This window comes from Nonomuraea sp. NPDC047529 (genome assembly GCF_040642995.1).
GTDB lineage: Bacteria > Actinomycetota > Actinomycetes > Streptosporangiales > Streptosporangiaceae > Nonomuraea.
This window is the reverse complement of record NZ_JBEYTJ010000002.1, coordinates 439,435-452,285: the sequence shown is the minus strand read 5'-3', so window position 1 is coordinate 452,285 and position 12,851 is coordinate 439,435. Positions and strand designations below refer to the sequence as shown.

Below are 12,851 nucleotides of genomic sequence, written 5' to 3'. Positions count from 1 at the left end.
CCGGGAGTTTTGAGAACACGATTTGACCATGGGGGCCGGGCATGAGCCATCCGCATCCTGAGCTTGGCCCCCCGCCGGAGCTGCCTTATGGCGGCCTGCGCATCGTCGCGCTCGGCGGGTTGGGGGAGATCGGCAGAAACATGGCCGTCTTCGAATACGACGGCCGGCTGCTGATCGTCGACTGCGGGGTGTTGTTCCCCGAGCCCGACCAGCCGGGTGTCGACCTGATCCTGCCCGACTTCGAATACATCAGAGACAGACTCGACGACATCGAAGCCGTCGTGCTGACGCACGCCCACGAGGATCACATCGGGGCCGTGCCTTACCTTCTGCGCGAGCGGCGCAATATCCCGCTCATCGGATCCAAGCTCACCTTGGCCCTGATCGAGGCCAAGCTGACGGAGCACAGGATCCAACCGACCAAGGTCGAGGTCGTCGAGGGCGAACGGCACATCTTCGGGCCCTTCGACTGCGAGTTCCTCGCGGTGAACCACTCGATCCCCGACGCGCTGGCCGTGGCGATCAGGACGCCCGCCGGCATCGTCCTGCACACCGGTGACTTCCGGATGGACCAGTTGCCGAGCGACGGCCGGCTCACCGACCTCGGCGGCTTCGCCAGGCTCGGCACCGAGGGCGTCGACCTGCTGATGTCGGACTCCACCAACGCCGAGGTGCCGGGCTTCGTCACCAGTGAGCGGGAGATCGGGCCGGTCATCGACGAGGTGATCCGCACCTCCGAACAGCGCGTGATCGTGGCGAGCTTCGCCTCGCACGTGCACCGCATCCAGCAGGTGATGGACGCCGCTGCCAGGCACGGCCGCAAGGTGGCCCTGGTAGGACGATCGATGGTCCGGAACATGGGCGTGGCCCGTGACCTGGGCTACCTCAAGGTGCCGCCGGAGTTGATCGTCGACTCGCGCGACATCGAGGAGTGGCCGCCGGAAGACGTGGTGCTGGTCTGCACCGGCTCTCAGGGCGAGCCCATGGCGGCGCTGTCGCGGATGGCCAATCGCGATCATCCGATCCGCATCGCCGAGGGTGACACTGTGTTGCTGGCGTCGTCCCTGGTGCCAGGGAACGAGACCGCGGTCAACAAGGTGATCAACGGGCTCACCAGGTGGGGTGCTCGTGTCGTGCACAAGGGCAACGCCAAGGTGCACGTCTCCGGCCACGCGGCCGCAGGCGAGCTTCTTTACGTCCTGAACCTGACCCGTCCCTCGAACTTCATGCCGGTTCACGGCGAATGGCGGCACCTGCGGGCGCACGCCAAGCTCGCCGCGCTCACCGGTGTCCCCGACGACCACATCGTGATCGCCGAGGACGGCGTCGTGGTGGACCTGGTCGACGGCAGGGCGAGGATCGTGGGAGCGGTTCACGCCGGATACGTCTACGTCGACGGCACCTCGGTGGGCGAGATCACCGACACCTCGCTCAAGGATCGCAGGATCCTCGGCGACGAAGGGTTCATCTCGGTGGTCGTCGTGGTCGACTCCGCCACCGGCAAGCTCACCGCCGGCCCCGAGATTCACGCGCGAGGGTCCGGCATCGATCCGGCGCAGTTCGAGGAGTTCATTCCACAGATCGAAAGGGCTCTTCAGGACAAGGCCGCGGACGGCGTGGTCGACATGCAGGAGATCCGCCGGGTCGTGCGCCGCACGGTCGGCCGCTGGGTCAGCGACACCTATCGCCGCCGACCCATGATCATCCCTGTCGTGCTCGAAGTCTGAGCCACCGGGAGGTACGGCAGGCACCTGAGCCTGCCGTACCTGCGGTTGCAGAATCAGACGGCGGTGGAGACGCCTCGACAAGGTCCTTGGAGCAGGCATCTCAAGCGTCCCTCCTGCGTATGAGCCAGACGGCGGCCAGCAGGGGAAGCACCGCGTACGCCACCAGCACAGCGGCAGCCGCAGGCGGAGACAGAAGTGACCCGTACACCGACGTGGTGATGATGTCACCGGTGATCTCGCGGGGCAGTGCACCGATCATGATCGAGCCCAGCCGTTCACTCCAGGGCTCCGGGATGTTGCCCACGATCATCGGGATCACATAGATCAGACCCACCAACACAGTGATCGCCCCGGCGGCGGAACGCAGAAGTGCGCCCAAACCCAGGCCCAGCAGCGCGAAGACCGCCACCGTGAGGCTGGTGACGAGCAGGAACGGCAGCCTGTCCGCGAACGAGGTCAGATACGCACCGGAGAAGCGGTCGCCAAGCACCCAACGGGAGACGAAATACGTCCCGAACACCGCCAGCGGCCCAATGACCAGGCTCATTGCGCCCACCACGGCAGACTTCGCAGCGAGAACCGGCCATCTACGGGGGACGATCGTCAGGCTCGTTCGGATCAAGCCCGTGGTGTATTCAGACGTGATGACCAATGTGCCCAACACGCCCATGCAAAGTTGGGGCACGATCACCAGAACCTCCTCCAGATCCGCTATCCGGGCGCTTGGGCGCTGCTCCATAGGGGCGTTGTCGTACATGCCGGCCGCCATGGAGGCCAGAGCCAGGCCGAGAAGGATCGTGCCGATACTGATGCCGACGATGAGATAGGAAGATCGGACCGAGCGGACCTTCCGCCACTCCGAGGCGAGAACACTCATACGTCCCTCCGCTTGAGCAAGATGAAACCGGCACCGAGCGCGATTGCCGGGTAGGCCAGGAGAGCCAGGAGCGCGGCCCAAGGTGGAAGAAGACCGTCCCCAAGCCGTGACGAGAGGCGATCGCCGACCAGTTGGGGAACCAGGTTCGGTAGCAGCAGTGATGCGGCACGCGTGTTCCACGGCGCCGGCAGATATCCGACAACACCGGGCAAGATGAACAACAAGGCCACGACCGAGGTGATCGCTCCGGCCGTTGACCTCGTGGCCACGCCCAAGCCGAGCCCCACCAGAGCGAGCGCCGTCACCGAGATCCCCGCCGCTAACAACATGGGCACGTCATCGGTCAGGGATGTCTCGTTGAAACCCAGCCGGTGGTTGTCGGCGATCAGACGGCTCGCCGAATAGGTGACCAGCAGGATGACGTGACCCGCTGTCAACGTGGCCAGGCCGACGACGACGGCCTTGGCCAGAAGTAAGGTGCCGCGCCGTGGAACGACGGTGAGACTGGCACGAATCATCCCCGTCGCGTATTCGGACGTGACCGCGAGCACGCCCAGCACAGTGAGGCTCATCTGAAGGAGCGGCAGGAAACCCTGTTCCGGCGCGGCTGCCTGCAGCGTCCCTCGCTCATCTGCGAGGCCGCTGACATAGATCGTCCACACCACGCCAAGTACTGCCATGAGGGTTGCCGCGCCCATCGCTCTCCACGTCGAAGTCACCGACCGGAGCTTCAGCCACTCGGCGAGCAGCGCTGCCCTCATCTCGCCGCGCCGAACTGGACACTGCTCGCCGTCAGGGCCATGTATGCGTCTTCCAGCGAGGGATAGCGCGCGGTCAACTCCGCTACCGTGGATTGCGCGACGAGCCGCCCCCGGCCGAGGATCACGATGCGTTCAGCGGTCAATGCCATCTCGCTCATCAGATGACTGGAGAGCAGGACGGTTCTCCCCTCTGCAGCCAGCGATCGCATGAGGTCGCGGATCCAGCGCACCCCGTCGGGATCGAGTCCGTTGACAGGTTCGTCGAACAACAGCACGCCAGGATCGCCGAGCAGCGCGGCCGCGATGCCGAGCCGTTGCTTCATGCCGAGGGAGAAGCCGGCCACGCGTTTTCGCGCCACATCCCCCAGCCCGACCTGCTCAAGCACGTCGGCCACCCGTGTGGCACCGATGCCGTTGGTAGTGGCCAGACAGAGCAGATGGTTGTAGGCGCTGCGCCCGCCATGGACCGCACCGGCGTCGAGCAGCGCCCCCACCTCGAACATGGGCTTGCTCAAGGAGGCATATCGTCTGCCGTTGATCAGGGCCTGGCCGGAGGTGGGCGCGTCCAAGCCCAGGATCAGGCGGAGCGTGGTGGATTTGCCGGCGCCGTTGGGGCCGAGAAATCCCGTCACATGGCCAGGCTCCACGTTGAAGGACAGATCGTCCACGGCGAGCGTGTCGTCGTAGCGCTTGGTGAGGTGCTGAAGTTCGATCACGCTGAAGAAGATGCGGCATGCCGGGTCCGCGGCGCATCAGACCACGGTTCGAATCTCGAGGTCAGACCCTGGGCTGACGTGCTCAGCTCGGCGAGAGGCTACCGTTCAACGCGTGAACGAGAACCATCCCTTCTTCGCCAGGCGTTGGAGCCGCGGTCAACTGATCGTGCTCGATCTGGCGGCGGGACTGGCCTTCACGTTCGTGTTCGTCACGGCGGCGGTCGCCACCCCAGGAGTGCCGCCGTGGATGAAGATCGCCCTTCCTTGCGGGTTGGGGCTGCCGTTGGCGGTGCGGAGGCTATGGCCTCTGTCCGTCTTCTGTCTCACGCTGCTGCTGGCCGTCTTCGCCGCCGCGGTAGATGTGGTGGGGTACGCCTGCATCGCACCCGCGTATGCGCTCTACATCGTGGCCATGACCGACAAGCGCGGCGCCCTGATACCGTCCTCAGCCATCGGCGTGGTCAGCATGATCAGTGTGTTGGGGCTGGTGATGGCAGGCGGCACACCGCGTGGGGGCGCTCCGGTCTGGCTGATGCACATCGATCAACCGCTGGTCGGTATCGCGGCGCTCGGCGGAGCCTGGACCATAGGGCGGGCGGTTCGGGAACGCAGGCTGTACGCCGCCAGGGAGGCCGAGCGATTGGCGGAGCACGCGGTGACGCAGGAACGGTTACGTATCGCGCGGGAGCTGCACGACGTCGTGACTCATAGCGTCGGCTTGATCGCGGTCAAGGCGGGCGTGGCCAATCACGTGCTGGCGACCAGACCGGAAGAGGCGCACGACGCCCTGCGCGTGATCGAGACCGCCAGCCGAAGTGCTCTGGTGGAGATGCGCCACCTGCTCGGAATGCTGCGTTCGACCCAGCTGCCAGATCTTGTCCCCGTTCCAGGGATCGAGGGTCTGCAGGGCTTGGCGGAGCAGGCCCGGCAAGCTGGGGTCGAGGTTGAGCTTGATCTCCGGCTCGCGGAGGAAGAGGCCGGCGGTGAGAGGGCGGGTGCGCGTGTTCAGGACGGAGGCACGCCACAGGTGCGGAGAGGAGGTGAGCCGCGTGAAGGGGAACACGCCGCGCTTTGGAACGACGACCAGGCGATGAATGATCGCTTGATCGGAGGAGCCGTTCCCGGCAATGGCATGAGGGGACGACGAGAAGGTCATGCGGCGGCGGGAAGACGGTTGCCGGATGGTGTGGAGTTGTCCGTCTATCGCATCGTGCAGGAGGCGCTCACAAACGTGGTCAAGCATGCCTCGCCGACTCGGTGCCGGGTATCCGTCGCCGCAGATGGGGGTGAGGTGCGGATAGAGGTGATCGACGAGGGCGCTGGAAGGCACATGTCGCCTGCGGACGGCTCCGGGCATGGGCTGATCGGGATGCGCGAGCGGGTCATGATGTACGGCGGAGTCTTCGAAGCGGGGAGTTTGCCTCGACAGGGGTTTCGTGTCTTCGCGCGCCTGCCCTACCAGGAGGTTTCGTGACCAGGGTCGTCGTTGCTGATGATCAAGCTCTGCTCAGGGGGAGCTTCACGATGCTGGTCGATTCCGAGCCTGACATGACGGTGGTAGGCGAGGCGTCAACCGGCACCGAAGCAGTGGCGGTCGTCTTGGAGCAGCGACCCGATGTGGTGCTAATGGATGTCCGCATGCCGGATATGGACGGTATCGAGGCGACTCGGCGTATTGGGAATGTCTCGCGGGTTCTCGTGGTGACGATGTTCGATCTAGATGCTTATGTCTACGATGCGCTTCGGGCCGGAGCGAGTGGCTTTCTGCTCAAGGACACGCCGCCTGCAGATCTGCTCGCTGCGGTTCGGGTGGTTGCGAGTGGTGAGGCCCTGCTTGCGCCCACGGTGACGCGGCGCTTGATCGAGGAGTTCACGAAGACTCCGGTGGTGCAGCGGCCGCAGGGGCTTGACAGGGTGACGGAGCGAGAGCGGGAAGTCCTGTTGTTGATCGCTCGCGGGCTGTCCAATGGGGAGATCGCTGATCATTTGCGGTTGAGCTTGGCCACCATCAAGACGCATATCAGCCGATTGCTTGCGAAGTTGGAGGCTCGTGACAGAGCACAGCTGGTCATCGCGGCATACGAGAGTGGGTTGGTCTCCGCAAGGCGGTGATTCACCTGGCATGGACTCGATCCTCTCAAGAGATCAGGTCTCCACCGAAGCCGGAGCGATTCAGCCTGACGCCTGACCCTGGGGTCGGGAACGCGGGAGCATGGGGCGTTGGGTTGGTGGGGGCCAGGGGCCGGCGCTATCACGACGGGTGCTTACCGGGGTGGACATGCTGGGGCGCCGCCGTACTGCGCTTGATGTTTATGAGGGCGGGTTGTCTTGTCCGGGGGAGGGGGGCATGGGTCTGGAATTGGTCTCCTTCACCGCTGCGGCCAGCGCGTTGCGCGACGCGTGGTTCTTAGAGCCTGCTAACAAAGGCTTAGGTGCTGGTGGGCATGGGCCCGTAGAGAGCCGGTCCGATCTTGTGGATGTAGCCCTGGTGGGACCATTGGCACAGCTGGACGCGGAAGCTGTTGACGTTCTCGATCCCGAGGATGGCGGCCAGTTCGCTTCCTCTCCCGGCTCGCCAGGGCTGAGGGGACAGGAGTTGCAGGACCTTGCCGCGCCGGTCAGGGCTGCACAAGATCGGCAGAGGTGGTGGGCCGCTCCACCGGCTCACGGGTGGCCTGCCGGCCAGTTCGCGTGTCAGGCGGCGGGTCATCGGGTGCACACTGGCCCACCAGATCAGGGCTTCATGATGGTCGGGTCTGCGTTCGTAGACGCGCACCAGGCGGCGGTAGCGCACCAGCCAGGCGAACGTCCGCTCCACCACCCACCTGCGGGGCAGCACCACGAAGCAGCGCACGTCGTCGCTGCGCTTGACGATCGTGACGGCCAGGCCCAGGACCTGCCGGGCCCAGGCTTGCAGCCGCCCGGCGTAGCCGCCATCGGCCCAGACCAGGCCGATGGCAGAGAACTTCTCGCGCAGCAGCGCCAGCACCCGATGCGCGCCGTCGCGATCTTGTACCGACGCGGCGGTCACCATCACACACAGCAGCAGCCCGAGCGTGTCCACCACCACAGGCCGTTTCTGCCCCTTGGGCTTCTTTCCCGCGTCATACCCGCAGGCCGCAGCGCCGACGGTTTCGGCCGCCCGGACCGTCTGAGAGTCCATACACCCGGCCGTCGGCAACTCCTCCCGGCCGGCCAGAACCCGCAGCCGGCCGCGCAACCGTCCGGCCAGCCGTTCGGGCAGACCACGCCGCGACCAGCGCACGAAGAACGCATACACCGCCTCGTGCGGCGGGAAATCCACCGGCAGGGCCCGCCACTCGATCCCGTACCGGGTCACATAGTTGACCGCGTCCAGCACCGCGCGCAGGTCATGCACCATGGGCCGGCCCGCGACCGCGACCAGCTCAGCCATCGCGCCCCGCGCCTCAGGCTCCAGCACCGACCACTGGGCATCGGTCAGATCCGACGGGTATGCCGGTTTCCGGCCCCGACATGCACCTCCCGGTGAGGCGCAACCGCCGGCCTTCACGGCTGCGGGCGTGCAGACAGACAACCACGGGCTCCTGGCCGCTGAGCTGCCTAGAGGCTGAGGACGAAGGGGACGTCGATGCCGTGGGTCGCGCTGGCCGGTCCTCGCCAGGTACAGCCAGGTACGGCCACCCGCCCGGGCGTGGGCGTGATCGATGTGGACGGGATCGGCCTCCTCGACACGATCGCGCACACAACGCGCGGCACACAGAGCGCCGCAGCGACCGCCGTCGCCGCGATCGAACGGTGTCGGCGTCACCGCAGGCGCTCGCTCAGGGTTCACGCACGGCCGTGTTCCCAGGCCCAGGCGGCTATGCCCACGCGGTTGCGCACACCGAGCTTGCGCTGGACGTTGGCCACGTGGGTCCTGGCGGTGCCCGCCGAGATGAACAACTCGGCGGCGATTTCGGGGTTGGATCTCCCTGCGGCGACCAGCTTGACGATCTCCAGCTCGCGGTCGCTCAGCGGCTGTTCACCCGGTACGCCGGTACGAACGGGTGACGGGGTGAGATGGCGCAGCAGCCGTACGGTCACCGAAGGGCTGATCAAGGCATCGCCGGCGGCTGCCGCTCTGATGCCCTCCACGAGGAGCACCGGCCCCGCGTGTTTGAGCAGAAAACCGCAGGCTCCTGCGCGGAGGGCGGCGTGCACGTACTCATCGAGGTCGTAGGTGGTCACGACGATCACCCGCATCGGCGATGGCGTCTCGGGGCCGGCCAGGCGCCGGGTGAGTTCGAGCCCGTCCATGCGCGGCATGCGGATGTCGGCGACGACCACGTCCGGCCGGAGCGCGCGGGCGAGGTCGAGCGCGGCCACGCCGTCCGCTGCCTCGCCCACCACCTCCAAGTCCGGCTGGGCGGCGAGGATCGTGCGGAAGCTGCGCCGGACGGCCGGCTGATCGTCGGCGATCAGAACCCGGATGGTCATGGGAACACCGCCTTCACGACCCAGCCGCCGCCGACGGCGCGGCCCGAGGTGAACTTGCCGCCCAGCGCCTCCACCCGCTCGGCCAGCCCGGCCAGGCCGACGCCGGCGCGTTCGGCGGACGGCAGGCGCGGCAGGGCCTGGTCGCGTGCATGGTCGGCCACGGTCACGACGACCGGCCCCGTCTCGTCGCTCACCTGAATGGCGACGCTCGACCCGGCCGGCGCGTGCTTCCTGACGTTGGTGAGCGCCTCCACGACGATGCGGTAGGTCGTGGTCGCGACCTCGCGCGGCACCGGGCCGGACGGTTCGACGCGCATCTCGGTGTCGGGGAAGCCCGCGTCGGCGAAACGCCGTACCAGATCGGGCAGGTCGTCGAGGCCAGGCAGCGGCTCGGCGGGGGCGCTGTCGCCCTCCAGCTCGCGCAGCGTGCGTACGGTCCGGTCCATCGACGCCAGCGCCCGCGAGCCGTCCTCCTCGATCGCCCGCAGTGCAGCCACGGCCTCGGACGGATCGCGGTCAAGCAGGATCTGCGCCGCCTGTGCCTGCAGGACCATGGCGCTGACGTCGTGGGCGACGAAATCGTGCAGGTCGCGGGCAAGCTGCAGCCGCTGGGCGCGGCGGGCCTGCCTGACCGCCTCGACCCGGCGCCGATCGAGAGCACGGAGATAGGCGCCGAGGCCGACTGCGCCTGCCGTGCCGATGGACCAGAAGAGAGTGAGGGCGACCGCGTCGAGGCCCGACGGCGGTGGCTGGGTGATCTGCAACGCCAGGAGCGCTTCGGAGATCGCGGCCACCCCCACCGCCGGGACCGCCTGCCGTACGGCGGCCCAGCGCACGGTCAGCGTCATCAACGCGAGCACGGCGACCGTGTGAACGTAGGTCGACGGGCCGCCCGCGGTGCCGGGATCGGCCAACCAGGCGAGCGTGCACGCCGCGCCGGTCACACCGGCGGCCGCCGTGATCGCCGCGAGGCGGGGGCGTGCCCTCGGCCACCAGACAAGCCACATGGCTGCGGCCGTGAGCACCGCGGGCACGACGACGAGCGGGCTCGGGAGCGGCCACAGGACGAACGCGAGCGCGAGCGCGCCAGCCGCCACCAGCCCGCCTGCGAGAAGTCTCATGGGCGGCACCTTAGAGCAGCGCCGGTGCCGGCGAATCAGCCGATCGGCAGATGTCTTCCTCGCCGCGCGAGCGCAGTCTGGGTGCTGATTCCAGAGGCCAGGAGGCTGCGATGGTACGGAAACCGATGTCCGGCGTGCTGCTGTCAAGCGCCGTTCACGGAGCACTCGGGCAGGGCGCGGGCCAGCAGAAGCAGACGCGGGAGAGATGGCTGCTGGCCGGTCTCGCCGCCGACGGCCAGATGAATCACCAAGATCGAGTACACGCCGGCCACTCATCCGGACAGTCCTGGAGGTAGAACCATGACGATCAACTTGCTGCACAAAGCTCCGGCCGCCAGCGACACCGAACGGCCCGTCCCGCGCTGGGCGCTGCGTGCCGCCTACGCGCTTCCCTGGCTGGTGCTTCCTTCTTGTTTGTGGAGGCTGCCGTTCGCCTTCAACTTCCCGATGGGCCAAGTCCACGACACGGAAATGCCGGCGCTGTGGATCATCAGGCTTTCGTACATCTTCGGGCTCAGCGTGTTGTCGGAGCTGGCGGCCTTGCTGTGCATCGGCCTCGTGCGCCGGTGGGGAGAGGTCGTCCCGAACTGGATCCCGTTCCTCGGGGGGCGTCGCGTACGGCCGATGGCCGCGATCATCCCCGCGGTGGCCGGGGGTGCGATCTTGTCGATACTGCCGGTACAGACGGTGCTTCAATGGGTCGGAACCGTTGACCAGGTCGCTTACGAGAACGTCTGGTGGGAAATCCTGGCCGCGGCATGCATCAGCCCGCTGAACCTGTGGGGCCCGATCGTGCTCGCCCTGGCCTACGCCTACTATCGGCGCCGCCGCCACACCCAAGCCTTTGTTGGCAGGCTCTTAGGGACGAGCATCGGTTCGTACAGAACTGCCAACGCTCAGGATCGGCCCGCACGGGCACAGGTGTAGGGGTGGCGCCCGCGCGGGCCGAAGTGGAGGAGCCAGTAGGTGCCCGCGCGGGCAAAATGGAGGGGGTTTCTAAAGTGCCCGCGCGGGTGTCTGTGGGATCCGCTATCGGATCAGTCTCGTCCTACATTGAACGGTTAAGTGTGGCAACCGTTCGTGTTTCGGCTTGCTCAGGGTGAAGATTACTAGCCGGTGGCCTAGTTGTGGGGCCGAATGCTTATGTTGATGCTGGTGGAGTGCTGAGGGTGGACGGTTCGGGGATAGTGGGATAAGCGTCCCATTTTGCGTCCCTCATGGGTGCTCGGGGGCGTGGGGTGGTTGTCCGTTGGTGTTTGTTCCTTTTTGAGGGCTATGAATGGGGTGTGGTGGAGGGGTGCTGGTTGTCTGGGAAGGGTTGGGATCTTCTCCGGCTTGTGCTTCCTCTAGGACCCTTGCCCACGTTCCGTCTTCGGTCCAGCGTTTGTATCGTTCGTAGCAGGTTTGCCAGGGGCCGTAGCATTTGGGGATTTCTCGCCAGGTCGCTCCAGTCTCGAAGCGCCACAGGATTCCGTTAACTACTTGCCGGTGTCCCCGCCAAGGGCGGCCGGGGCCTGCGGCAATCGGGAGTAGAGGCGCGATCCGCTCCCATGCTTCGTCGGTCAACTCGCTACGTCTTGCCACGGCTCACTATCTAAGCGGGATCGGGGAGCCGTGGTAAGAGGGATATCGGAGCGTTCTTGGGCTGGAAGTGTGTGCGCGGGGCGGGAATGATGAAAATGTGCGGGTATTTGAGCGGTTGGTCATGAGTGGTGACGGTGTGATGGTCCTTTTTGGGGGCGATGTAATGCTGGCGGCATTTCAGAGATTGTATAGCTTTTAGGCGAAATGTTCCCTGGTGGCTTGATTCAAGTGTTGTTGAGTGCAGGTCGAGTATGTTGAATGGCGTGTGAGGGAGAGAGGTTCTGTCGGCTTCCGTTGGTCCTTGCCTCTGGTGAGGGTGTGGCGGCTCGAGTTCGAGGCGACTCTCTGGCAGAGGGCGGAGCGTACTGGCCTTGAGGGAGCGTGAGGGGTCAGGTTCGTTCTGGGCCGGTTGGGGAGTGTCTGGCGCCTGTCGTGTTGTTTGCGCTTCGGGGGCTGAGGGTTCGTGGAGCGGTCAGGTTAGTTTCGGTTGAGGTGTGTTCTTGGTCTGCGGTTCAGTCCCATGGGGGCCGTGGCGGCCTTTCGGGTGTGGCCCCTGGTGGCCGGCTCGTTTCGCGGGCTGGTCAGGGGGCCGCCTGCCAAGTCTCGGGTGGCAGTGAGGAGTGGGCTGGGGCTTGTGCTGTGAGGCGTGTCGGATGGTGTTCCGGCATGGTGCGGGAGGGAGGGGAGGTAGAGGGCCTGGGCGGGGTCTGTGGTGGGGGCATGGTCTCGGAGGCATGGTGAAGGGCGGATGCGGAAGGGGGTGGGGCGGCGGCGTATGGGTGCTCGTGGTGGCGGGGGACGAAAAGTAGATTTGTTCTATGAGCGATGTACGGGTGGTGTTTCGGAAGTACGGCGGGGCGTTGCACTGGAACCATCCGGGCAAGGTGCTCGGAGAAGATCAGCATGGGGTGTGGGTTGCCGTGCCTGGAGGGACGGTTGCGCGCAAGGGGGATGGGCCGGCCATCACCTGGGACACCCACGCCATCATGCTCTTTCCGCGGGATGCCTGGTGGACGGCGTCGTTCAACGCGGCACCGCATCGGACCGAGGTCTATGTGGATGTCACCACGGTTCCCGAGTGGCGTGACGACGAGGTCACCATGTTGGATCTCGATCTCGATGTGATCAGGAAGCGGGATGGGCGGCTCATCCTCGACGATGAGGACGAGTTCGCTGAGCATCAGGTCGTGCTGGGGTATCCGCCGGAGTTGATCGCTGCGGCGGAGGAGAGCGCTCGGTGGCTGATGGATGCGGTTGGGGCTCGTAGAGGGCCGTTCGGGGGAGCGCATCTGGGGTGGCTTGCGATGATGGATTAAGTGGCGTCGGTTCGGGGGGTGCGTGGGTGGCATTGCTCGGGCTGGGGCCTGACGGTCGGCGCTGGCGGCTGGTGCGGGTTGTGGGGTGCTGAGGTGGTCAAGTCAGGCGGCTGAGGCGCTGGCCAAATGGTTGATCTTTGGCGCTGGGCCGTGATGGCTGATCTGAGGAATGGCTGACCTCAGACGCTGGTTGCAGCTCTGTCGTTGCTTGGGCTGGTTGGTGGGTGTCTTTCTGTGTCTGGGCTTCGTCTTTGGCGGGCGGTGGTGATCGGCGAAGGCAGTCCGTTGCCT

Annotated in this window: 10 protein-coding genes and 2 pseudogenes; 5 read left to right on the top strand and 7 right to left on the bottom strand. The window is 66.2% G+C overall.

Going from position 1 to position 12,851, the window contains the following annotated elements; translation table 11 throughout:
• Positions 1-41: 41 nt before the first annotated feature.
• A complete protein-coding gene (locus tag ABZ815_RS05685; protein ID WP_357694345.1) occupies positions 42-1,727 on the top strand; it encodes a ribonuclease J in 1,686 nt (561 codons plus the stop codon).
• Between the two features lie 100 nt (positions 1,728-1,827).
• Here the strand turns inward: ABZ815_RS05685 and ABZ815_RS05680 are convergent, their stop codons facing one another.
• From ABZ815_RS05680 to ABZ815_RS05670, 3 genes and pseudogenes are all read right to left on the bottom strand, one after another.
• On the bottom strand, positions 1,828-2,604 hold the full coding sequence (locus tag ABZ815_RS05680; RefSeq protein ID WP_357694343.1) for an ABC transporter permease subunit: 777 nt from the start codon (positions 2,602-2,604) through the stop codon (positions 1,828-1,830).
• On the bottom strand, positions 2,601-3,365 hold the full coding sequence (locus ABZ815_RS05675; RefSeq protein WP_357694341.1) for an ABC transporter permease subunit: 765 nt from the start codon (positions 3,363-3,365) through the stop codon (positions 2,601-2,603). Before ABZ815_RS05675 ends, ABZ815_RS05680 begins: the two co-directional genes overlap by 4 nt.
• A gap of 77 nt (positions 3,366-3,442) precedes the next feature.
• Positions 3,443-4,081, bottom strand: a pseudogene (locus ABZ815_RS05670) (ATP-binding cassette domain-containing protein); the annotation flags it as partial.
• Between the two features lie 112 nt (positions 4,082-4,193).
• Here ABZ815_RS05670 and ABZ815_RS05665 point away from each other — a divergent pair.
• Positions 4,194-5,555, top strand: a complete 1,362-nt coding sequence (locus ABZ815_RS05665) for a histidine kinase (RefSeq protein WP_357694339.1) — start codon at positions 4,194-4,196, stop codon at positions 5,553-5,555.
• Positions 5,552-6,193 (top strand): response regulator transcription factor, encoded by a 642-nt coding sequence (locus ABZ815_RS05660; protein WP_357694337.1) that lies wholly within the window; start codon positions 5,552-5,554, stop codon positions 6,191-6,193. Before ABZ815_RS05665 ends, ABZ815_RS05660 begins: the two co-directional genes overlap by 4 nt.
• Positions 6,194-6,509: 316 nt before the next feature.
• On the opposite strand, the gene ABZ815_RS05655 is transcribed toward ABZ815_RS05660, so the two are convergent.
• The 3 genes from ABZ815_RS05655 to ABZ815_RS05645 all read right to left on the bottom strand — a co-directional run bounded on the left by ABZ815_RS05655 (position 6,510) and on the right by ABZ815_RS05645 (position 9,660).
• Positions 6,510-7,613 carry an IS5 family transposase gene (locus ABZ815_RS05655; RefSeq protein ID WP_357694661.1) on the bottom strand — a complete coding sequence of 368 codons (1,104 nt, stop codon included), beginning with the start codon at positions 7,611-7,613 and terminating at the stop codon, positions 6,510-6,512.
• A 278-nt stretch (positions 7,614-7,891) separates the two neighbouring features.
• Complete coding sequence (locus tag ABZ815_RS05650) at positions 7,892-8,539, bottom strand: response regulator transcription factor (protein ID WP_357694335.1); 648 nt, start codon at positions 8,537-8,539, stop codon at positions 7,892-7,894.
• On the bottom strand, positions 8,536-9,660 hold the full coding sequence (locus ABZ815_RS05645) for a histidine kinase (RefSeq protein ID WP_357694333.1): 1,125 nt from the start codon (positions 9,658-9,660) through the stop codon (positions 8,536-8,538). The genes ABZ815_RS05650 and ABZ815_RS05645 overlap by 4 nt, the downstream gene beginning before the upstream one ends.
• A gap of 300 nt (positions 9,661-9,960) precedes the next feature.
• Between ABZ815_RS05645 and ABZ815_RS05640 the strand changes: the two genes are divergently transcribed.
• Positions 9,961-10,587 (top strand): hypothetical protein, encoded by a 627-nt coding sequence (locus tag ABZ815_RS05640; protein WP_357694331.1) that lies wholly within the window; start codon positions 9,961-9,963, stop codon positions 10,585-10,587.
• A 420-nt stretch (positions 10,588-11,007) separates the two neighbouring features.
• On the opposite strand, the pseudogene ABZ815_RS05635 reads toward ABZ815_RS05640, so the two are convergent.
• Positions 11,008-11,244: pseudogene (locus ABZ815_RS05635) on the bottom strand (transposase); the annotation flags it as partial.
• 818 nt (positions 11,245-12,062) lie between these two features.
• Between ABZ815_RS05635 and ABZ815_RS05630 the strand changes: the two are divergent.
• Positions 12,063-12,560, top strand: a complete 498-nt coding sequence (locus ABZ815_RS05630) for a DUF402 domain-containing protein (protein ID WP_357694330.1) — start codon at positions 12,063-12,065, stop codon at positions 12,558-12,560.
• Positions 12,561-12,851 lie beyond the last annotated feature (291 nt).

Coding starts and splice junctions, on each gene's coding strand:
- ABZ815_RS05685 (WP_357694345.1), top strand. CDS start 42: ATGAGCCATCCGCATCCTGAGCTTGGCCCCCCGCCGGAGCTGCCTTAT.
- ABZ815_RS05680 (WP_357694343.1), bottom strand. CDS start 2,604: ATGAGTGTTCTCGCCTCGGAGTGGCGGAAGGTCCGCTCGGTCCGATCT.
- ABZ815_RS05675 (WP_357694341.1), bottom strand. CDS start 3,365: ATGAGGGCAGCGCTGCTCGCCGAGTGGCTGAAGCTCCGGTCGGTGACT.
- ABZ815_RS05650 (WP_357694335.1), bottom strand. CDS start 8,539: ATGACCATCCGGGTTCTGATCGCCGACGATCAGCCGGCCGTCCGGCGC.
- ABZ815_RS05645 (WP_357694333.1), bottom strand. CDS start 9,660: ATGAGACTTCTCGCAGGCGGGCTGGTGGCGGCTGGCGCGCTCGCGCTC.
- ABZ815_RS05640 (WP_357694331.1), top strand. CDS start 9,961: ATGACGATCAACTTGCTGCACAAAGCTCCGGCCGCCAGCGACACCGAA.
- ABZ815_RS05630 (WP_357694330.1), top strand. CDS start 12,063: ATGAGCGATGTACGGGTGGTGTTTCGGAAGTACGGCGGGGCGTTGCAC.